Here is an 18,862-nt window from a genome sequence, read left to right on the forward strand (position 1 = left end):
GCCATCGCGCGCTGGCGCGAGGTTCCCGGCCTGGCCGCCGCGCCCAACCCGACCGACGCGGCGCTGGCCGCGGTCGGCGCCGACTGCGCGCGGCTGGAAAGGCAGGGCGCGTTGACCGCGATCCACCTGTCGGTTCTGGAGGGCCGGCTGACCGAGCTCAGCCACGTCCAGGCGGCGTGCGAGCGGATCAAGGCCACGCCCTCGCCCTTCTCATATTCGCTGATGCTGCACCGAACGGCGCACGTCTTCTGCCTGCTGCTGCCGTTCGCCCTGGCCCATGCGCTGGGCTGGTGGACGCCGGCCCTGGTGCTGCTGATCGGCTACACCTTCTTCGGCCTCGACGCTTTGGGCGACCAGCTGGAAGACCCGTTCGGCCTGGAGGACAACGACCTGCCGCTGGACGCCATGGTCCGCACCGTCGAGCGCGACCTGCTGTTCTCGCTGGGCCGCGAGGACCTGCCGCCGGTGATCGAGGCCAAGGGCTATCGGTTGACGTGACTAGACCCTCCCCCTTCTGGGGGATGGTCTTCTGGCCTAGAACCGCTGCTTGCAGCCCTGCTTCTGGTGCACGCCGCGCAGGAAGCCGCGGCGGGCCAGGCCCGCGTCGCCGAGGGCTTCCAGGTGGCGGTCGGCCGGGGCGGCGCCGGAGATCTCGCGCACCAGGCTGCGGAACGGGATGATCGAGTTGACGATCGCCTTGCCGCCGGCCTCGGCCAGCTTGCCGGTGCGGTTCTCGGTGTACTCGTTGCCGGTCTGGTAGTCGGGGCCCAGCACGTCGTTCAGCCGCTGGATCTCGGTCACCAGCTTGGCGCAGGTCTTCAGGCCCTTGAGGCTGTAGGGATCGGCCAGGGCCTCTTCCAGCACCGGTGGAATCTTCTTCTTCGACAGGCCGACGTCGCGGGCCGGCTGGGTGCCGATCTCCATCGACTTCTCGCGCCAGCCGTCGGGCCGGCCGTCGCCGTCGGAGTCCTTGGCGGGGGGCGGCGGAGGCTTGCTGGCGATGGTCGATTGGGCCGGCTTGGCCGGATAGGCCGGCTGGGCCGTCGCGCAACCGGTCGCCAGGGACGCCGCCGCGCCCAGGATCGCAATCTTCGTCAGAACCGCCCGCATGACACCCCGCTCCACTGCTTCGCGCCCATCATAGGGTGATGAACGCCGATCAGGAACGGCAAGCTGGACCTTGGGTTCCATGCGCTCCCGCGCCATTCGCGGCATTGATTTACATCGATGTGAATTGTACTGATGGTTGTGCATAACAAACAACCACTAGGGAGGTATCAATGTCCTTGATCTCGCGCTTGTTCGCACCCGTCCTGATGGCGGGCGCGCTGTTCGCCGCCAGTGCTCAGGCCCAGGTGATCACGCCCAATCCGACCACCTTCACGGTCGAGGGCGTGATGAACATCGAAGCCTGGGCCTCCTGCAACTTCACCATGACCTTCGACGTGCCGGCGGGCGGAACCTCGGCGACCGTCTCCAGCGCCGTCGTCACCGGCGGCTATGGCTGTGAGCAGGTCAGCTTCACCGGCGCGCCGTGGAACGTCCGGGTCGCCCCCGACAGGCTCTACATCGATGATTTCGAGATGCTGCTCGCTCCGGCCTATCCAACCGGCAAGCAGACCCTCGAGGTCTACTGGACCAATGGCTCGGGCGGCTACGCCAGCGGCGGCGTCTTCTTCACGCTGCTCGGCTATTACGGAACCATGGGCCACTTCGGGGTGACCTCGAGCACGCCGATCTCGATCAATTGACGTGCGCGGCGGCGGCCGTCAGGCCGCCGCCCTGGCCCGCTTGCGCCAGAACCGCATGACGCCGTCGTCCAGCTTGCCCAGGCGCAGGGCCGCCAGGTCCAGCGCGTAGTTCTGGTGCACCTTCCACGGCGCCTTGGTCCCCTGCTTGGGGAACTTGTCCATCACCCGTTGCACGTAGCCCGACGAGAAGTCGAGCCAGGGAACCGCGGCCATGTCGGGCTGGTCCAGGTGGGGCATGCAGATGTCCATGCCCGCCCGATCCATGTGGTTCAGCAGCCGGCAGACATACTCGCTGGTCAGGTCGGCCTTCAGCGTCCACGAGGCGTTGGTGTAGCCGAAGGCCGAGGCCATGTTCGGCACGTCGCTGAACATCATGCCCTTGTAGCTGAAGCCCTTGGCCAGATCGACGGAGCGGCCGTCGACCACCACCTCCATGCCGCTCAGGAGCTGCATCCGCAGGCCCGTGGCGGTGACGACGATGTCGGCCTCCAGCGTCCTGCCCGACTTCAGCTTGAGGCCGTCCTCGGTGAAGGTCTCGATGTGGTCGGTGACCACCGAGGCCGAGCCGTTCCTGATCGAGTCGAACAGGTCGGCGTCGGGCACCAGGCACAGCCGCTGGTCCCAGGGATTGTAGCGCGGCGTGAAGTGGGTCTCGACGTCGTAGTCCTTGGGCAGCTGGTCGCGGACCAGGCTTATCAATCGTTCTTTGGTCTTCTCGGGCTTCTTCCGGGCCAGGTTGAAGAACAGCATGGTGATCAGCACGTTCTTCCAGCGGGTGACGCCGTAGGCGGTCATGGCCGGAAGCTTGGCTCGCATCCAGTTGGCCAGGCCGTCTTCCGCCGGGCGCGAGACCACGTAGGTCGGCGAGCGCTGCAGCATGGTGACGTGGGCGGCGGTCTTGGCCATCTCCGGCACGATGGTCACCGCCGTGGCGCCGCTGCCGATCACCACCACCCTCTTGCCGGCATAGTCGAGGTCTTCGGGCCAGTGCTGGGGGTGGACGATCGTCCCCTTGAAGCGCTCGGTCCCCTCGAAGTCGGGCGTGTAGCCGGCGTCGTAGGCGTAGTAGCCGGCGCACATGTAGAGGAAGCCGCAGGCGATCTCGACCGTCTCGCCGGTGTCGACCCGCTCGGCCTGCACCGTCCAGCTGGCGGTCTCGGAGCTCCACGCGGCGCTGCGCACCTTGTGGCGGAAGCGGATGTGCTCGTCGACGCCGGCCTCGGTCGCGGTCTCGCGCACGTAGTTCAGGATCGAGGGGCCGTCGGCGATGGCCTTGGCCTGCCGCCACGGCTTGAAGGCGTAGCCCAGGGTGTACATGTCGCTGTCCGAGCGGATGCCCGGATAGCGGAAGAGGTCCCAGGTGCCGCCGATGGCGTCGCGGGCTTCGAGAATGGCGTAGGTTTTGCCCGGGCAGCGCCGCGTCAGGTGATGCGCCGCGCCGACGCCCGACAGGCCCGCGCCGACGATCAGGACGTCGAAGTACTCGGTGGTCATGCGCGTCTCCGTCCCCGCTGGTCCGGTGAGCCCGGATCCTGTTTTAAGTGAACGCTGTTCACCGCAGAAAACGACCGTTTGTACCCGACGTCAATTGCGGCGCGTCCGGCGACGTCGGTTTTCATTGCGCATGGTCCTCGGCGCCAAGTATGCGAGGGGCATGTCCCTACGCGACTTCGGCCTGTTGGTGCTGATCTGCCTGATCTGGGCCAGCAACAACATCGTCTCCAAGATCGTGGTCGCCCACTGGGGCGTGCCGCCGCTGTTCTACGCGGCGGTGCGTTTCGCGCTGGTCGCGGCGGTGACCCTGCCCTGGCTCTTGCCCGCGCCCCGGCCCACCTGGCGGATGCTGGTGGTCGGCGTGCTGATGGGGGCGGGCGGTTTCGCCTTGCTGTTCATGGGGTTCAAGACCGCCTCGCCGTCGGCCGCGGCGGTGGTGGTGCAGGCGGGCGTGCCGTTCACCACCCTGCTGTCGGTGCTGATGCTGGGCGAGAAGATCCACTGGCGGCGCGGCGTCGGCATCGCCCTGACCCTGGCGGGCGCGTTGATCGTGATCTGGAACCCGCACGGCTTTTCGCTGTCGATGGGCTTGTGGCTGGTCGTGGCCTCGGCCCTGGCCGGCTCGCTGGGGGCGGTGATGATGAAGCAGATCCAGCGGGTCAAGCCGCTGCAGCTGCAGGCCTGGGTGGGCTTCACCTCGGTGTGGCTGCTGGCCGCCGCCAGCCTGGCGTTGGAGCCGGGCGCCGGCGACAAGGCGTTCGAGGCCGGCTGGCCGTTCGTGGCCGCGGTGGCCTATTCGGCGCTGGTGGTGTCGGTGATCGCCCACACCGGCTATTACGGGCTGATCCAGCGCTACGAGGCCAACCTGATCGCTCCGCTCACCCTGATGACGCCGCTGATGACCATCGGTCTGGGCGTCGCCATCACCCATGACCATTTCGACCTGCGCATGGGCCTGGGCGCGGCTTTGGCTCTCGCCGGCGTGCTGATCGTGGCCCTGCGCCGCAACCAGGTGACGCCGCTTCTGATGTTTCTCAAGGACCGCTCGCAATGACCATCGTCGAGGCCCCGTCGCCGAACTTCGACGCCCGCAAGGCCGTGCCCGACACCGTCGTGCTGCACTACACCGGCATGGAGAGCGGCGAGGCGGCCATCGAGCGCCTGCGTGATCCCGAGGCCAAGGTCAGCGCCCACTACGTGGTCGAGGAGGACGGCCGGGTGTTTCGCCTGGTCGCCGAGGAGCGGCGGGCCTGGCACGCCGGCGCGGCCTTCTGGAAGGGCGTGCGCGACATCAACTCGTCCTCGATCGGCATCGAGATCGTCAATCCGGGCCACGAGTTCGGTTATCGCGCCTTTCCCGACGCCCAGATCGCCTCGGTGATCAACCTGCTGGCCGACATCCGCTCGCGCTGGACCATCGACGACGACCGCATCATCGGCCATTCCGACGTGGCGCCGGCCCGCAAGATCGATCCGGGCGAGCTGTTTCCGTGGAAGCGCCTGGCGGAAAGCGGCCATGGCCTGTGGGTCGAGCCGCCGTCCTCGCCGGGCGCGCCGCTGGGCCGGGGCGAGGAGGGGACCGGCGTCTTCGCGCTCCAGGCCGGTTTGACCCGCCTGGGCTTCGACTGCGCGCCCTCGGGCCAGTACGACGAGTGGACCGAGACGGTGGTCGGCGCCTTCCAGCGCCACTGGCTGCAGAGCCGCTTCGACGGCGTGGCCGACGGCGAGACCCGCGCGCGCCTGGTGGCCCTGCTGCGGGCGGCGGCGGGCGCCTGATGCATCCGGCCAGGGCCTTTCATGTCGAGGACCGCGCGCGCCTGCTCGCCTTCTTCGCCGGGCATCCGTTCGTGACGCTGTGCGCCAGCGTCGGCGGCCGGCCGTTCGTGGCCCAGACGCCGGTGGTCGTGCGCGACCTCGGCGCCGATGGCCTGTTTCTGGATTTCCACGTGTCGCGGATGAACGCCGTGGCCGGAGCGGTGGTGACGGGTTTTTCGGCCATCGCCCTGGCCACCGGCCCGCAGGCCTATGTCAGTCCCGACTGGTATGGGACCGATGATCAGGTCCCGAGCTGGAACTATGTCTCCGTCGAGGCCGAGGGCTTCGTCACGCCGCTGTCGGAGGCCGAGACGATCGCCCTGCTCGACGACCTGTCGGTCCAGGAAGAGACGCGCCTGCTGCCCAAACCGATATGGACGCGGCGCAAGATGACCCCGGCCAGGTTCGAAGCCATGCTGGGCGGCATCGTCGGCGCCCGGCTGCATGTCGAGCGTCTGGAAGGCACGTTCAAGCTGGGCCAGAACAAGCGCGAGGCCGAACGCGCGGGCGTGATCGAGGCGCTGGGCGACCACCCGGTGGCGGCGTGGATGCGCGGCGAGGGCTGAGGCTCGGTCTTTCCCAGAAAGCCCGTCATTCCCGCCCTTGTGGCGGGAAGCTCTCTATCAGCCGTAAGGGCGGATGGGGCGGACTGCTGAGCAGTCCGCTGCGCTTCTCGCACAAGCGGAACCAGGGTTTCCCGCCACGAGGGCGGGAATGACGGGATATGAGGGGAGGCAATGATCCGTCATTGACCTTCGCCGTTCCCCGGCGCAAACAGCGCGCGGACCAGATGGCCGGGCGATCGCGGTATCCCTTCGGGGAGTCGAGGAAAGTCCGGGCTCCACGGTGACAAGGCGGTGGGTAACGCCCACCGGGAGCGATCCCAGGGAAAGCGCCACAGAAAGCAAACCTCCTCCCTACGGGGCGGGAAGGGTGAAAGGGTGGGGTAAGAGCCCACCGCGGACCTGGCGACAGGGACGGCATGGCAAGCCCCGCCTGGAGCAAGACCGAATAGGGATCCCGCGCCGGCTTGCCGGCTAGGTCGTCACTGGCCGAGAGGATCCGGGTTGGTCGCGAGAGTCGTCCAGCAATGGGCGGCCAAGAGGAATGATCGTCGCGTCCCTGTTCACAGGGGCGGCACAGAACCCGGCTTACAGGCCGTCTGGTCCATCAAACTTTCCGCAACCCCAAGCGCCCCAAGGCCCACCGAAATGGGCCGGGATGGGATGCGTCTGTGTGCGAGTCTGTGGATAGAAATTCAGTTGTCTGTATGTTCCGAAATTAACCTTTCGAAGCGGTCTGATATTACCGCTAGCCCCTTTGAATTCCTGGCGAAATGGCCCCTGGTGTCATTGTTTCCCACTTCATCCCATGTTAACCCATTCAGGCCGGTCGGACTCGTGCTGGGGCGACCGTGTTTTGGGCAAGGGTTGGCGGGGTGTTCCTCTCGACGTTCGAGAAGCAGCTGGACAGCAAGCGGCGCCTCGTGGTGCCGCAGGAGTTCCGCGCCGCCGTCTCGGGCCCCTTCGACGGCATCTTCTGTTTCCCCTCGATCGAGGCCGACTGCCTGGAAGCCGGCGGCAAGGCCCTGTTCGACCGCTATCAGGCGGTGATCGACGAGCTGCCCTTCGGTGATCCGGTGCGCTCGGCGCTGGAGACCAGCGTCCTGGGCGGCATGGCCCGCCTGTCGTTCGACACCGCCGGCCGCATCACCCTGCCCGACGTGCTGTGCGACATGTTCGGCCTCACCGACGAGGTGACGATCGTGGGTCTGGGCGAGCGCTTCCAGATCTGGTCGCGCGACGCCTTCCAGGCCCACCGCGCCGCCCAGCGCGAACTGGCCCGCGACGGCCTGGCCGCGCTGCGCGCCCAGCAGCGCACAGCGCGCCTGGGAGGCGCCGCATGAGCGCCGCTCCGCACATCTCGGTCCTGCTGAGCGAAGTGGTCGCCGCGCTCGACGCCAAGCCGGGCGACATGATCCTGGACGGCACCTTCGGCGCCGGCGGCTACACCCGCGCGATCCTGGGTTCGGGCGCGTCGGTCACGGCCTTTGACCGCGATCCGACGGTGCAGCGCTTCACCGGCGATCTTCCCGCGGCGGATGGTCGCTTTCGGCTGATTCAGGACCGTTTCTCGCAAATCACCGCCTATTTTGGGCCTGCGTCGGTGGACGGCGTAACCCTGGATCTTGGCGTGTCTTCCATGCAGCTCGACGAAGCCGAGCGCGGCTTCTCCTTCATGCGCGACGGTCCCCTGGACATGCGCATGGGCGACGACGGCCCAACGGCGGCCGATCTGGTCAACACCCTGGACCAGACCGAACTGGCCCGCATCCTCTATGTCTACGGCGAGGAGCACGCCTCGCGCCGCGTGGCCAGCTTCATCGTCAAGCGCCGCGCCGAAAAGCCGTTCACCCGCACGCTGGATCTGGCCGAGGTGATCGAGCGGTCGCTGGGCGGTCGCAAGGGCGCCAAGGTGCATCCGGCCACCCGCTCGTTCCAGGGTCTGCGCATCGCCGTCAACGACGAGCTGGGCGAGCTGGAGGCGGGGCTCGCCGCCGCTGAGGCCGTGCTGAAGCCGGGCGGCCGCTTGGCCGTGGTCACCTTCCATTCGCTGGAAGACCGCATCGTCAAGAATTTCCTGGCCGAGCGCGCCGGGCGCACGCCGGGCGGCTCGCGCCATGCGCCGCCGACCGCCCAGGGCGCGCCCCCCAGCTTCAGCCTGATCTCGACCAAGGCCATCGCGCCGGGCGAGGAGGAACTGGCCGTCAATCCGCGCGCCCGCTCGTCCAAGCTGCGCGCGGCCATCCGCACCGAGGCCCCCGTGTGGAAGGCCTCGGCATGAGGATCTCGGAGGTCTTCCACCGCCGCGTGCGCGGCTTCCGCGTCGTCGACATCGTCGGCGTCGGCGTGCTGCTGACCCTGGTGCTGGGCGTCTACATGGCCAAGGCCTTCGCCGGTCGCGAGCGGGCCGAGATCGCTTCGGTCGAGCGCCAGATCGAGGAAGAGCGCATCAAGGTGCGCCTGCTGCAGGCCGAGGTCGCCCACCTGGAGCAGCCGCGCCGCATTGAATCGCTGGCCCAGGCCGCCCAGCTGGCCCCGATCTCGCCCGAGCGCGAGACCAGCGAGGACGCGCTGATCGACGTCGCCCGCAAGCCGGTTCCGGCCTCCAAGCCGCCCGCTCCGCCGGTCGCCGCCGCGGCCGATCCGGCCCTGGCCGCCGCCGACGCCCCCGACGGCGTCAGCGCCGGCGCCGAGGAGGCGCCGCGATGAGCCTGGCCAACCTGGTTCCCCACGGCGGCGGTCCGGCCTGGCGCTGGCTGATCGAGCGCGTCTGGCGCCTGGAGCACGCCTTCGAGCGCTCGCGCGCCGCGGCCAAGCCGGAAGACGACACCAGCATCCGCATCTTCTTCGTCCTGGCCCTGTTCGCCTGCGCCTTCATGGTGCTGGCCGTCGGCGCCACCTGGGCGGCCGTGTTCTCCAGCGCCGGCAAGAACGGCGGCTTCCTGGCGGCCATGGAGGGCGCGCGCGGCGACCTCGTCGACCGCGAGGGCAAGCTGCTGGCCGTCGACCTGACCCACTACGCGCTCTACATCGACCCCAAGGAAGTGTGGGACGCCAAGGCCACGCGCGCCGCCCTGGGCAAGGCCCTGCCGCAGGTGCCGGCCAAGCGCCTGGACAAGGCCATCTTCGGCGATCGCCGCACCTTCCTGCTGGGCGGTCTCGACCCGGCCCAGAAGGACGCCATCTTCAACCTGGGCCTGCCGGGCGTGGAGTTCGAGGAGCAGGCCCGCCGCGTCTATCCGCTGGGCGTCTCGGCCGCGCACTTCGTCGGCTTCGTCGACGCGGGCGGCAAGGGCCTGGCCGGCGCCGAAGGCGCGCTGAACGACGATATCCACGCCGCGGCCGCCAAGGGCGAGGGCGCGGCCCCTCTGGCCCTGTCGATCGACCTGCGCGTCCAGGCCGCCCTCGAGGACGAGCTGCGCAAGGCCGCGCTGGAGTTCGGCCCCAAGGGCGCGGTCGGTATCGTCACCAACGTGCACACCGGCGAGATCCTGGGTCTGGCCAGCTATCCGGACTTCGATCCCAACGATCCGGGCAAGGCCAGCGACGACGCCAAGCTGAACCGCGCGGCCGCCTCGGTCTATGAGATGGGCTCGACCTTCAAGGCCTTCACCGTCGCCATCGGTCTGGATACGGGCGTGGCCACGCCCAGCTCGACCTTCGACGCGCGCGAGCCCTACAAGCTGGGCTACCGCACGATCCACGACTACCACGCCTCGCGGAAGATCCTGACCTTGGTCGAGGTGTTCCAGCACTCGTCCAACATCGGCACCGCGCGCCTGGCCGAGGGCGTGGGCGCCCAGCGCCTGAGCCAGTATTACAACAACCTGGGTCTGACCAAGCCGGCCAAGGTGGAGCTGCGCGAGTCCGCCCGTCCGCTGACGCCGAAGAAGTGGGACACCGACGCGGTGGCCTCCACCTCGTTCGGCCACGGCATGAACGTCAGCCCGCTGGCCCTGGCCCGCGCGTTCGGCCCGCTGCTGAACGGCGGCACCATGCCGCCGCTGACCATCCGCAAGCTGCCGCCCGGCGTGCGCCCGGAAGGCCCGCGCGTGCTGTCCGAAGAGACCTCGCAGCAGATGCTGCAGATCATGCGCGCCAACGTCACCGGCGGCAGCGGCAAGACGGCCGACGTCAAGGGCCTGTCGGTCGGCGGCAAGACCGGCACCGGCGAGAAGTACGATCCGTCGATCCGCGGCTACAACCACCAGCGCCAGGTCTCGTCCTTCGCCGCGGTGTTCCCCACCGAGGGGCCGCTGGAGGCCGACCGCTACTTCGTCCTGATCCTGCTGGACGAGCCGCACGGCACGGCCAAGACCTTCGGCTTCTCGACCGGCGGCTGGGTGGCCACGCCGGCGGCCGGCCGGGTCATCGACCGCATCGCCCCGTTCCTCGGCGTCCAGCGCCGGAACGACCTCATCATCGCCGGCGCCCAGCCGAAAGCCACCACGCCAGGGGCGGGACTTTGACCAAGACGCTTTCACAGATCCTGCACCGTCCGTTCGACGCTGATCCGGCCATCGCCGGCGTCACCGCCGACAGCCGCAAGGTGCGTGAAGGCTTCCTGTTCGCCGCCCTGCCGGGCAGCAAGGTCGACGGTCGCAGCTTCATTCCGGGCGCGATCGCCTCGGGCGCCGCCGCCGTCCTTGCTCCCGACGACGTTCAAGGCCTGCCGGTCCCGACCGCCCACGCCGGCGACATCCGCCGCGCCTACGCCCTGGCCGCGGCCGAGTTCTGGGCCGCCCAGCCGGCCACGGTGATCGCGGTCACCGGCACCAACGGCAAGACCTCGGTCGCCGGCTTCGCCCGCCAGATCCTGGCCCTGCTGGGCAGGAAGGCCGCCAGCATGGGCACGCTGGGCGTCGTCGTCAGCGCGCCGGGCGTCCCGGACGAGCAGCTGACCCCGCCGGGCCTGACCACGCCCGACGCCGCCGATGTGGCCGAGATGGCCGCCAAGCTGGCCGGTATGGGCGTGACGCACCTGGCCGTCGAGGCCTCGTCGCACGGCATCGACCAGCGCCGCCTGGACGGCCTGAAGATCAGCGCCGCCGGCTTCACCAACTTTACCCAGGACCACCTCGACTATCACGGCACCATGGGCTGCTACCGGGCCGCCAAGCTGCGCCTGTTCGAAGCCCTGCTGCCGCGCGGCGCGACCGCCGTGCTGAACGCCGACAGCGACGCCTTCCCCGCCTTCGCTGCCGCCGCCGTGACCTCGGGCGAGACCATCCTGTCGGTGGGCGAGCAGGGCCAGGGCCTGAAGCTGGTCTCGCGCGAGCCGACCCCCTGGGGCCAGCTGCTGAAGGTCGCCGCCCAGGATCGCGAATTCGAAGTGCGCCTGCCGCTGGCCGGCGACTTCCAGGCCAGCAACGTGCTGGTCGCCGCGGGTCTGGTCCTGGCCACGGGCGAGGACCTCGACGCCGTGCTCGCCGCCCTGGAAAAGCTGGAGGGCGCGGCCGGCCGGCTGCAGCGCGTGGGCAAGGGTTCGGGCAAGGGCGAGGCCTATGTCGACTACGCCCACACGCCCGACGGCCTGGAGACGGTGCTGAAGGCTCTGCGCCCGCACGTGCGCGGCAAGCTGATCGCGGTGTTCGGCGCCGGCGGCGACCGTGACCGCACCAAGCGTCCGCAGATGGGCGAGATCGCCGCGCGCCTGGCCGACGTGGCCATCGTCACCGACGACAATCCGCGCTCGGAAGACCCCGCCAGCATCCGCGCCGCCATCCTGGCCGCCGCCCCGGGCGCGCGCGAGATCGGCGACCGCCGCGAGGCCATCCGCGCGGGCGTGGCCCTGCTGGAAGACGGCGACGTTCTGGTCGTGGCCGGCAAGGGTCACGAGCAGGGCCAGCTGGTGGCTGGCGTGAACCACCCCTTCGACGACGTGGCCGAGACCCTGAGCGCGCTGGAGGCCGTCAATGGCTGAAGCCCTCTGGACGGCTGAGGAGATCGCCGCCGCGACGGGCGGCCAGGTCGCCGGCGACTTTTCGGCCACCGGCGTGTCGATCGACAGCCGCAGCATCGCGCCGGGCGACCTGTTCGTCGCCCTGGCCGGCGTGCGCGACGGTCACGAGTTCGTCGCCCAGACGGCGCAGAAGGGCGCGGCCGGCGCCCTGGTCTCGCAGGCCGTCGCGACCCCCGCCGTCGTCGTCGCCGACACCTTCAAGGCGCTTGAGGCCCTGGGCGTCGCCGCTCGTGAACGCGCCCCCCAGACCCGCCGCGGCGCGGTCACCGGCTCGGTCGGCAAGACCAGCGTCACCCGCGCCGTCGAGGCCGGCTTGCGCCGCGCCGGCAAGGCCCACGCCTCGGTGAAGAGCTACAACAATCACCTGGGCGTTCCGCTGACGCTGGCCCGCATGCCGCGGGACGCCGAGCGGGCGGTGTTCGAGGTGGGCATGAACCACTCGGGCGAGATCACGCCCCTGTCGAAGTTCATCCGTCCGCACGCGGTGGCGATCACCACGGTCGGCCCGGTGCACCTGGAGAACTTCGCCGACGGCGAGATCGGCGTGGCCCGGGCGAAGGCCGAGATCTTCGACGGGCTGGAGCCCGGCGGCGTGGCCGTGCTGAACGCCGACAATCAATGGTTCGACCTGCTGAAGGGCGAGGCCGAGAAGGCTGGCGCCGTGGTGCGCAGCTTTGGCCGTGACGGGACCAGCGCCCGCCTCATCGACTTCGTGGTCGAGGGCGCCGGCGCGACCGTCGTCGCCGAGCTCGACGGCCAGGCCGTTTCCTTCCCGATCCGCCAGACCGGCGTGCACTGGGGCCCCAACAGCCTGTGCGTGCTCTTGATGCTGGAAGCCCTGGGCGTCGACCGCGCCACGGCCCTGGCGGCGCTGGCCGAGTTCGCGCCGATCGAGGGGCGCGGCGCCGAGCAGGTGGTCGCCATCGACGGCGGCGCCTTCACCCTGGTCGACGAGAGCTACAACGCCAATCCCGTGTCGATGCAGGCCGCCCTGGCCACCCTGGGCGCGCGCAAGGTCGCCGGCCGCCGGATCGTGGCCCTGACCGACATGCTGGAGCTGGGGCCCGACAGCCCGAGCTTCCATGCGCAGCTGGCCGGGCCGATCGCCGAGGCGGGCATCGACCTGGTGTTCTGCGCCGGGCCGTTAATGATGTCGCTGTGGAACGCGCTTCCGCAGGAGCGCCGAGGCGGCTATGCGGACGCCGCGCCCGCGTTGGCGCAGCAGATCGTCGCGGCCATGCAGCCCGGCGACGTGGTGATGGTGAAGGGGTCGAACGGGTCACGGGCCGGCGCAATCGCCGCCGCCCTGTCCGCGCTCGGCCGGCGGGAACAAGTCTGATGCTGTACTTCCTCTACGAATGGCTCTCGCGTGGCGGGCACGAGCACGTGCCGGTCCTGAACCTGCTCAAGTACCTGACCTTCCGCACCGGCATGTCGATGCTGACGGCCTACATCGTGGCCGTGGCCATGGGCTCGCGCTTCATCCGCTGGATGAAGGCCAAGCAGGGCAAGGGCCAGCCGATCCGCACCGACGGCATCGAGCGCCACGTGCTCGAGAAGTCGGGCACGCCCACCATGGGCGGCTTCATGATCCTGGCCGGCCTGTTCGTCGGCTCGCTGCTGTTCGCCGACCTGCGCAACGTCCACGTCTGGGTGGTGCTGGGCATCACCGCGGCCTTCGGCGTGCTGGGCTTCATGGACGACTACGCCAAGGTCACCAAGCAGACGACCGCCGGCCTTTCCAGCGGCCAGAAGCTGGTCGCCCAGTTCATCGTCTCGATCCTGGCGGCCGTGGCCCTGATCATCTTCGCCCCGAAGTCGCAGATGACGCCGGGCCTTGAGACCTCGCTGGTCTTCCCGATCCTCAAGAACCTGGTGATCAATCTGGGCTGGTTCTACGTGGCCTTCGCCGCGATCACGATCGCCGGCTTCTCGAACGCCGTGAACCTGACCGACGGCCTGGACGGCCTGGCCATCGTGCCGGTGATGTTCGCCGCCTCGACCTTCGGCCTGATCGCCTACCTCGTCGGCAACTACAAGTTCGCCGACTATCTGAACCTGCACTTCGTGCCGAGCGTCGGCGAGCTGGCGGTGCTGTGCGGCGCCATCATCGGCGGCGGCATGGGCTTCCTCTGGTACAACGCCCCGCCCGCCAAGATCTTCATGGGCGACACCGGCTCGCTGGCCCTGGGCGGCGCGCTGGGCTCGATCGCCGTCTGCGCCAAGCACGAACTGGTGCTGGGCATCGTTGGCGGCCTGTTCGTGGCCGAGGCGCTGTCGGTGATGATCCAGGTCGCCTACTTCAAGAAGACCGGCAAGCGCATCTTCCTGATGGCGCCGATCCACCACCATTTCGAAAAGCTGGGCTGGGCCGAGAGCACCGTCGTCGTCCGTTTCTGGATCGTCGCGATGATGCTGTCGTTCGTCGGCCTCGCCACGCTGAAGCTGCGGTAAGGGGAGGGCGTAGGATGATCCCGGTCCGTGGGTTCGAGGACAAGACGGTCGCGGTGTTCGGCCTGGGCCGCACCGGCCTGACGGCCGCGCGCGCCCTGATCGCCGGCGGGGCCAAGGTCGCCCTGTGGGACGAGAAGGAAGCCGGCCGCGAGGCCGCGCGCGCCGAGGGCCTGCCGGTCGTCGACCTCTCCACGGCCGACTGGAGCCAGTTTGCCGCCCTGATGCTGTCGCCGGGCGTGCCGCTGACCCATCCCAAGCCCCACTGGACGGTCGACAAGGCCAAGGAAGCCGGCGTCGAGATCCTGGGCGACGTCGAACTCTTCGCGCGCACGGTCAACGCCGCGCCCGAGCACAAGAAGCCGAAGATCATCGCCATCACCGGCACCAACGGCAAGTCGACCACCACGGCCCTGATCGGCCACGTCTGCCGTCAGGCCGGCCGCGACACCCGCGTCGGCGGCAACATCGGCGCCGGCATTCTGGGCCTGGAAGACATGCACGGCGGCGCGGTCTACGTGCTGGAGCTGTCGAGCTACCAGCTGGACCTGACCTCCAGCCTGCACGCCGACGCCACGGTGCTCTTGAACCTGTCGCCCGACCACATCGACCGTCACGGCTCGATGGAAGGCTACATCGCCGCCAAGCGCCGCATCTTCCTCAACCAGGGCAAGGGCGACACGGCGATCATCGGGGTCGACGATCCCTGGTGCCAGCAGATCTGCACCGAGATCACCGCCGCCAACCGCCGCACCATCTGGCCGATCAGCGCCGGCAAAGCGATGGGTAGAGGCGTCTACGCCCTGCAGGGCGTGCTGTACGACGCCACCGGCGAGCGCGTCACCGAGATGGCCGACCTGCTGCGCGCCCGCAGCCTGCCGGGCCGCCACAACTGGCAGAACGCGGCCGCCGCCTACGCCGCCGCGATCGCCATCGGCATCCCGCCGGTCCAGGCCGTCGAGGGCCTGATGACCTTCCCGGGCCTGGCGCACCGCATGGAGACGGTCGGCAAGATCGGCAAGGTCGCCTTCGTCAACGACAGCAAGGCCACCAACGCCGACGCCGCCCGCCAGGCGATGTCGAGCTATCCCAAGTTCTACTGGATCGCCGGCGGCGTGCCCAAGGCCGGCGGCATCGAGGACCTGCAGGATCTGTTCCCGCGGGTGGCCTGCGCCTACCTGATCGGCCAGGCGGCCGACGCGTTCGGCAAGACCCTAGACGGCAAGGCCCCGGTCAAGCAGTGCGGCGACATCGAAACCGCCGTCGCCGCCGCCCATGCGGACGCGGCGGCCACGGGACAGGACGCCATCGTCCTGCTCTCGCCCGCCTGCGCCTCGTTTGACCAGTTCAGCGACTTCGAAGCCCGTGGCGAGGCGTTCCGCGCGGCGGTCAACGGCCTGGTGAAGCCCAAGGCCAAGCGGGCTTAGTCTTCCTTTTCTCCCGTCATTCCCGCCCTTGTGGCGGGAACCCCTGGTTCCGCTGACACATGAGATGCAAGCGGCGTGCTGAGCACGCCGCCCCTCCAGCCCTTGCGGCTGACAGAGGGTTTCCCGCCACGAGGGCGGGAATGACGGGAAGATGGGGCCAGTCGCCCTACTTCAACACGCCCCGTTTCCCCATCGCCCAGGCGTACCAGGTGAAGAACGCCAGCAGGGCGGCGATGACGGCGCTGGTGATCGCCATCTGCTGGCCCATGACCTTGCCGCCGTCGGTCAGGGCGTAGGTGTAGAGCAGGCTGACCAGGAACGCCGCCAGCGAGACGGCGAAGACGCCGAAGGCCAGCTTGCGGCGCAGCAGCACCAGCACCGAGGCCCCGAACGCCCCGAACACGCCGATCGCCCACACGCCGGTCATCCAGGCGGGCATCTGCCGATAGTGCGCGATCTGCTCGGCCGTCATGCCGGCGCTGGCCATGTAGGCCTCGCCTTGGGTCATGCTCATCACGAAGTCGAAGACGCCGATGGCGTTGAACAGGACGGCGACCACGCCGACCAGCCAGACGTGCCACGGGGTCTTGCCCCCGGCGGACAGGGTGTTCACTGCGGTCATCAAGCCCTCCCAAGCTGGACCGTGAAGCGCGCAGCATCCGCCGGTTTCGCCGTCGCGTCCAGCAATCGCAGATCGTTGGTATTTAAGTGGCCTTGCTCCCCCTCCCTCTCCCGGAGGGGAGAGGGAGGGGCCCAGGCGATAGCCTGGGAGGGTGAGGGGTGACGGCGCCTGACGTCGTACCGGCACGCCGTCAACCGTCCCTAACCCCTCAACCGACGGCCTTCGGCCGCCACCTTCTCCCTCCAGGGAGAAGGGCTCGGGGACGGCGAAAATTACACTTGTAGAGTCTATCTCGCTCGTTGCAGTTTACGACTGTAAATTCAACATCGGGGACAACTGCATGAGCAAGCTCAAGACATGGCTGCGCCGGGGCGCGATCGGGACGGCGGCCGTGGCCATCGCGGTGGGCGGGGGCGCGGCGGCGACGCGGGCGTTCGTGCAGCACCAGACGGCCGAACGGCTGCGGATCGACGCCGAGGACGGGATCCAGGAGAGCGGCTTCATCAAGCTGCCCAGCGGCGAGCAATGGGTCGTGATCCGGGGCGAGAACATCGACAACCCGGTGCTGCTGGTCGTGCATGGCGGCGGCATGCCGACCTCGCTGTTCGCCGAGGACTATGCGAGCTGGGAGAAGGACTTCACGGTCGTCCACTGGGACCGGCGCGACCACGGCAAGAGCCTGGCCCGCGCGGGCGGGCGGATCGATCCCGACCAGGGCCTGGACGGCTTCGTCGCCGACGGCCTGGCGCTGAGCGAGCACTTGCGGACCCGGCTGCACAAGCCGCGCATCGCGCTGCTGGGCTGGTCGTGGGGATCGCGCGTGGCCCTGACCATGGCCCACCGGCGGCCGGACCTGTTCTCGGTCTATGCCGGCACGGGCCAGGCGGTCGACAACGACGCCCGCGACCGCCACGTCTACGACCACATGCTGACGGTCGCCCAGAGCGGCCGGCATCCCGAACTGCTGGCCAAGCTGACCGCCTTCGGCCCGCCGCCCTATGACCCGCCCGGCCGCTGGAAGGAGATCGACGTCCTCGAGCCGGTCTATCTGACGACCGAGGGCCCCCGGAAGAGCCAGGGCCAGCTCTATCGCCAGGCGCTGGCCATGCCCGACTGGAGCCTCAAGGACCTGCTCACCCACAAGGACGGCGGCAGGATCATCCGCCGCCAGCGGTCGCTGGCCGTCTACCAAGCCAACCAGACCTGGAAGGCCGCGCCCCTGGGCCGCGACTTCGCCTTGCCGATGGTGCTGATCCAGGGCGAATACGACCATCCCGACTTCGTGCGACCCTGGTTCGACGGCCTGCGCGCGCCGGCCAAGGACATGGTCGTGCTGCCGGGCGCCGGCCACAACGGAATCCAGATGCAGGCGGTCCGTTTCGGCCAGGCCCTGCACGACCACGTGCTGCCGCTGGCCAGGGCGTGGGAGTACGGTCGTCCGGCCGACACGCCGCCCGCCGGGGCTGAGGTCAAGCCTGTAGAATAGCGGGGAAAAATCGCGCCGGCCGTGATTTGGTCGCGGCCGGCGGCAAGACTCGATTAACCGTAACGCCCGACTCTCGCCCCCATGCGCCAGCAGACCGCCCACGCCTTCGCCCGGACCGACCGCTCGCCCCTCGGGGTGTGGTGGTGGACGACCGATCGCTGGCTGCTGGGCGCGACCGCGATCCTGGTCACCGTGGGCGTCCTGCTGTCGTTCGCCTCCAGCCCGGCCGCGGCCCAGCGGATCGGCATCGACGACCAGTTCCACTTCGCCATTCGCCAGCTGGTGTTCGGCGTCGGCGCGGCCACCATCGTGCTGGCGGTGTCGATGCTCAGCCCCAAGGGCATCCGGCGGGCGGCGTTCTTCATCTACATTGTCGCGATCGGCGTCATGGCGGCCCTGCCGTTCATCGGCCATAGCGCCAAGGGCGCGGCCCGCTGGCTGATGATCGGCGGCTTCACCTTCCAGCCGTCGGAATTCATGAAGCCGGCCCTGATCATCCTGGTCTCGTGGATGTTCGCCGAGGGCCAGAAGGGCGAGGGCGTGCCCGGCGTGTCGATCGCCTTCGGCCTCTATTTCATCGCCGTGGCCCTGCTCTTGATGCAGCCCGACGTCGGCCAGACCGTGCTGATCACCATCGCCTTCGGGGCGGCGTTCTGGATGGCCGGGGTGCCGATCTCGTGGATCATGGGCCTGGGCGCGGTGGCGCTGGGCGGCCTGGCCTCGACCTACTTCCTGTTCGACCACGTGCACGCCCGCGTGCAGAAGTTCCTCAGCCCCGACCAGGCCGACACCCACCAGGTGACCCGCGCCGCCGAGGCCATCCACGCCGGCGGCCTGTTCGGGCGCGGCCCGGGCGAGGGCGTCATGAAGCGCCACGTGCCCGACCTGCACACCGACTTTATCTATTCGGTCGCCGCCGAGGAGTACGGCCTCGTCTTCTCGCTGGCCCTGATCAGCCTGTTCGCCTTCATCGTGGTGCGCGGGCTCTACAAGTCGATGAAGCTGGCCGACCCCTTCGAGCAGGTCGCTTCGGCCGGCCTTTTCGTCCTCCTGGGCCAGCAGACGTTCATCAATGTCGCTGTGAACTTGAACATGATCCCGACCAAGGGCATGACCCTACCGTTCATCAGCTACGGCGGCTCGTCGATGCTGGCCATGGGGCTCACCCTGGGTATGGCGCTGGCGCTGACGCGCAAGCGGCCCGGGTCCTATGGCGGCGGCGGACCGTTCGGCCAGACCGGCGCCTTCGACTGAAGGCTCTCGGGGTTAGGGAGACTGCAGTTGCGTAACA

General features: G+C 69.2%; 18 protein-coding genes and 1 other RNA gene. 16 read left to right on the forward strand and 3 right to left on the reverse strand.

Translation table 11 applies throughout. The features are described from left to right. Positions 1-498 (forward strand): bestrophin family protein (locus AC1DCG_RS12885; protein ID WP_477041513.1); only part of this gene is annotated, 498 nt, incomplete at its 5' end. A gap of 36 nt (positions 499-534) precedes the next feature. Here AC1DCG_RS12885 and AC1DCG_RS12890 read toward each other — a convergent pair. Further along, the gene (locus AC1DCG_RS12890) at positions 535-1,110 is read right to left on the reverse strand and encodes a hypothetical protein (protein WP_477030362.1); all 576 of its coding nucleotides are present in this window, start codon (positions 1,108-1,110) and stop codon (positions 535-537) included. Between the two features lie 170 nt (positions 1,111-1,280). Here AC1DCG_RS12890 and AC1DCG_RS12895 point away from each other — a divergent pair, with 170 nt between their 5' ends. Beyond that, positions 1,281-1,751: a hypothetical protein gene (locus AC1DCG_RS12895; RefSeq protein ID WP_477030363.1), complete on the forward strand. Its 471-nt coding sequence runs from the start codon at positions 1,281-1,283 to the stop codon at positions 1,749-1,751. Between the two features lie 18 nt (positions 1,752-1,769). Here AC1DCG_RS12895 and AC1DCG_RS12900 read toward each other — a convergent pair whose 3' ends face one another. Then, positions 1,770-3,245 (reverse strand): flavin-containing monooxygenase, encoded by a 1,476-nt coding sequence (locus AC1DCG_RS12900; RefSeq protein WP_477030364.1) that lies wholly within the window; start codon positions 3,243-3,245, stop codon positions 1,770-1,772. Between the two features lie 160 nt (positions 3,246-3,405). Here AC1DCG_RS12900 and AC1DCG_RS12905 point away from each other — a divergent pair, with 160 nt between their 5' ends. The 12 genes from AC1DCG_RS12905 to murD all read left to right on the forward strand — a co-directional run bounded on the left by AC1DCG_RS12905 (position 3,406) and on the right by murD (position 15,463). Then, positions 3,406-4,299: a DMT family transporter gene (locus AC1DCG_RS12905; protein WP_477030365.1), complete on the forward strand. Its 894-nt coding sequence runs from the start codon at positions 3,406-3,408 to the stop codon at positions 4,297-4,299. Further along, a complete protein-coding gene (locus AC1DCG_RS12910) occupies positions 4,296-5,021 on the forward strand; it encodes an N-acetylmuramoyl-L-alanine amidase (protein WP_165257885.1) in 726 nt (241 codons plus the stop codon). Before AC1DCG_RS12905 ends, AC1DCG_RS12910 begins: the two co-directional genes overlap by 4 nt. Next, positions 5,021-5,626, forward strand: a complete 606-nt coding sequence (locus AC1DCG_RS12915; RefSeq protein ID WP_477030366.1) for an FMN-binding negative transcriptional regulator — start codon at positions 5,021-5,023, stop codon at positions 5,624-5,626. The genes AC1DCG_RS12910 and AC1DCG_RS12915 overlap by 1 nt, the downstream gene beginning before the upstream one ends. Positions 5,627-5,846: 220 nt before the next feature. Next, an RNA gene (rnpB, locus tag AC1DCG_RS12920) (RNase P RNA component class A) lies at positions 5,847-6,230 on the forward strand. 268 nt (positions 6,231-6,498) lie between these two features. Further along, complete coding sequence (locus tag AC1DCG_RS12925; protein WP_477030367.1) at positions 6,499-6,966, forward strand: division/cell wall cluster transcriptional repressor MraZ; 468 nt, start codon at positions 6,499-6,501, stop codon at positions 6,964-6,966. After that, on the forward strand, positions 6,963-7,904 hold the full coding sequence (rsmH, locus tag AC1DCG_RS12930; RefSeq protein ID WP_477030368.1) for a 16S rRNA (cytosine(1402)-N(4))-methyltransferase RsmH: 942 nt from the start codon (positions 6,963-6,965) through the stop codon (positions 7,902-7,904). The genes AC1DCG_RS12925 and rsmH overlap by 4 nt, the downstream gene beginning before the upstream one ends. After that, positions 7,901-8,332 carry a cell division protein FtsL gene (ftsL, locus tag AC1DCG_RS12935; protein WP_477030369.1) on the forward strand — a complete coding sequence of 144 codons (432 nt, stop codon included), beginning with the start codon at positions 7,901-7,903 and terminating at the stop codon, positions 8,330-8,332. Before rsmH ends, ftsL begins: the two co-directional genes overlap by 4 nt. Further along, entirely contained in the window at positions 8,329-10,092 is a 1,764-nt protein-coding gene (locus AC1DCG_RS12940; protein WP_477030370.1) for a peptidoglycan D,D-transpeptidase FtsI family protein, read from the forward strand. The genes ftsL and AC1DCG_RS12940 overlap by 4 nt, the downstream gene beginning before the upstream one ends. Further along, positions 10,089-11,546: a UDP-N-acetylmuramoyl-L-alanyl-D-glutamate--2,6-diaminopimelate ligase gene (locus AC1DCG_RS12945; RefSeq protein ID WP_477030371.1), complete on the forward strand. Its 1,458-nt coding sequence runs from the start codon at positions 10,089-10,091 to the stop codon at positions 11,544-11,546. The genes AC1DCG_RS12940 and AC1DCG_RS12945 overlap by 4 nt, the downstream gene beginning before the upstream one ends. Then, positions 11,539-12,924 (forward strand): UDP-N-acetylmuramoyl-tripeptide--D-alanyl-D-alanine ligase, encoded by a 1,386-nt coding sequence (locus AC1DCG_RS12950; RefSeq protein ID WP_477030372.1) that lies wholly within the window; start codon positions 11,539-11,541, stop codon positions 12,922-12,924. Before AC1DCG_RS12945 ends, AC1DCG_RS12950 begins: the two co-directional genes overlap by 8 nt. After that, the gene (gene mraY / locus AC1DCG_RS12955; RefSeq protein ID WP_165257866.1) at positions 12,924-14,039 is read left to right on the forward strand and encodes a phospho-N-acetylmuramoyl-pentapeptide-transferase; all 1,116 of its coding nucleotides are present in this window, start codon (positions 12,924-12,926) and stop codon (positions 14,037-14,039) included. Before AC1DCG_RS12950 ends, mraY begins: the two co-directional genes overlap by 1 nt. A 14-nt stretch (positions 14,040-14,053) precedes the next feature. Then, positions 14,054-15,463 carry a UDP-N-acetylmuramoyl-L-alanine--D-glutamate ligase gene (gene murD / locus AC1DCG_RS12960; RefSeq protein WP_165257864.1) on the forward strand — a complete coding sequence of 470 codons (1,410 nt, stop codon included), beginning with the start codon at positions 14,054-14,056 and terminating at the stop codon, positions 15,461-15,463. Positions 15,464-15,629: 166 nt separating this feature from the next. On the opposite strand, the gene AC1DCG_RS12965 is transcribed toward murD, so the two are convergent. Further along, entirely contained in the window at positions 15,630-16,085 is a 456-nt protein-coding gene (locus AC1DCG_RS12965; RefSeq protein WP_165257862.1) for a hypothetical protein, read from the reverse strand. 340 nt (positions 16,086-16,425) lie between these two features. On the opposite strand from AC1DCG_RS12965, the gene AC1DCG_RS12970 reads away from it, so the two are divergent. Both AC1DCG_RS12970 and ftsW read left to right on the forward strand, forming a co-directional pair. Then, positions 16,426-17,571 (forward strand): alpha/beta fold hydrolase, encoded by a 1,146-nt coding sequence (locus AC1DCG_RS12970; protein ID WP_477030373.1) that lies wholly within the window; start codon positions 16,426-16,428, stop codon positions 17,569-17,571. A gap of 81 nt (positions 17,572-17,652) precedes the next feature. Beyond that, entirely contained in the window at positions 17,653-18,825 is a 1,173-nt protein-coding gene (gene ftsW, locus AC1DCG_RS12975) for a putative lipid II flippase FtsW (protein ID WP_165257857.1), read from the forward strand. Positions 18,826-18,862 lie beyond the last annotated feature (37 nt).

It is taken from the genome of Caulobacter sp. 10L414 (genome assembly GCF_056395525.1).

What these genes read in the sequence shown, in the direction of transcription:
- rsmH (WP_477030368.1), top strand. Translation starts at nt 6,963, where the DNA reads ATGAGCGCCGCTCCGCACATCTCGGTCCTGCTGAGCGAAGTGGTCGCC.
- murD (WP_165257864.1), top strand. Translation starts at nt 14,054, where the DNA reads ATGATCCCGGTCCGTGGGTTCGAGGACAAGACGGTCGCGGTGTTCGGC.
- AC1DCG_RS12910 (WP_165257885.1), top strand. Translation starts at nt 4,296, where the DNA reads ATGACCATCGTCGAGGCCCCGTCGCCGAACTTCGACGCCCGCAAGGCC.
- AC1DCG_RS12970 (WP_477030373.1), top strand. Translation starts at nt 16,426, where the DNA reads ATGAGCAAGCTCAAGACATGGCTGCGCCGGGGCGCGATCGGGACGGCG.
- AC1DCG_RS12890 (WP_477030362.1), bottom strand. Translation starts at nt 1,110, where the DNA reads ATGCGGGCGGTTCTGACGAAGATTGCGATCCTGGGCGCGGCGGCGTCC.
- mraY (WP_165257866.1), top strand. Translation starts at nt 12,924, where the DNA reads ATGCTGTACTTCCTCTACGAATGGCTCTCGCGTGGCGGGCACGAGCAC.
- AC1DCG_RS12915 (WP_477030366.1), top strand. Translation starts at nt 5,021, where the DNA reads ATGCATCCGGCCAGGGCCTTTCATGTCGAGGACCGCGCGCGCCTGCTC.
- AC1DCG_RS12950 (WP_477030372.1), top strand. Translation starts at nt 11,539, where the DNA reads ATGGCTGAAGCCCTCTGGACGGCTGAGGAGATCGCCGCCGCGACGGGC.
- AC1DCG_RS12965 (WP_165257862.1), bottom strand. Translation starts at nt 16,085, where the DNA reads ATGACCGCAGTGAACACCCTGTCCGCCGGGGGCAAGACCCCGTGGCAC.
- AC1DCG_RS12905 (WP_477030365.1), top strand. Translation starts at nt 3,406, where the DNA reads ATGTCCCTACGCGACTTCGGCCTGTTGGTGCTGATCTGCCTGATCTGG.
- AC1DCG_RS12895 (WP_477030363.1), top strand. Translation starts at nt 1,281, where the DNA reads ATGTCCTTGATCTCGCGCTTGTTCGCACCCGTCCTGATGGCGGGCGCG.
- ftsL (WP_477030369.1), top strand. Translation starts at nt 7,901, where the DNA reads ATGAGGATCTCGGAGGTCTTCCACCGCCGCGTGCGCGGCTTCCGCGTC.
- ftsW (WP_165257857.1), top strand. Translation starts at nt 17,653, where the DNA reads ATGCGCCAGCAGACCGCCCACGCCTTCGCCCGGACCGACCGCTCGCCC.
- AC1DCG_RS12940 (WP_477030370.1), top strand. Translation starts at nt 8,329, where the DNA reads ATGAGCCTGGCCAACCTGGTTCCCCACGGCGGCGGTCCGGCCTGGCGC.
- AC1DCG_RS12900 (WP_477030364.1), bottom strand. Translation starts at nt 3,245, where the DNA reads ATGACCACCGAGTACTTCGACGTCCTGATCGTCGGCGCGGGCCTGTCG.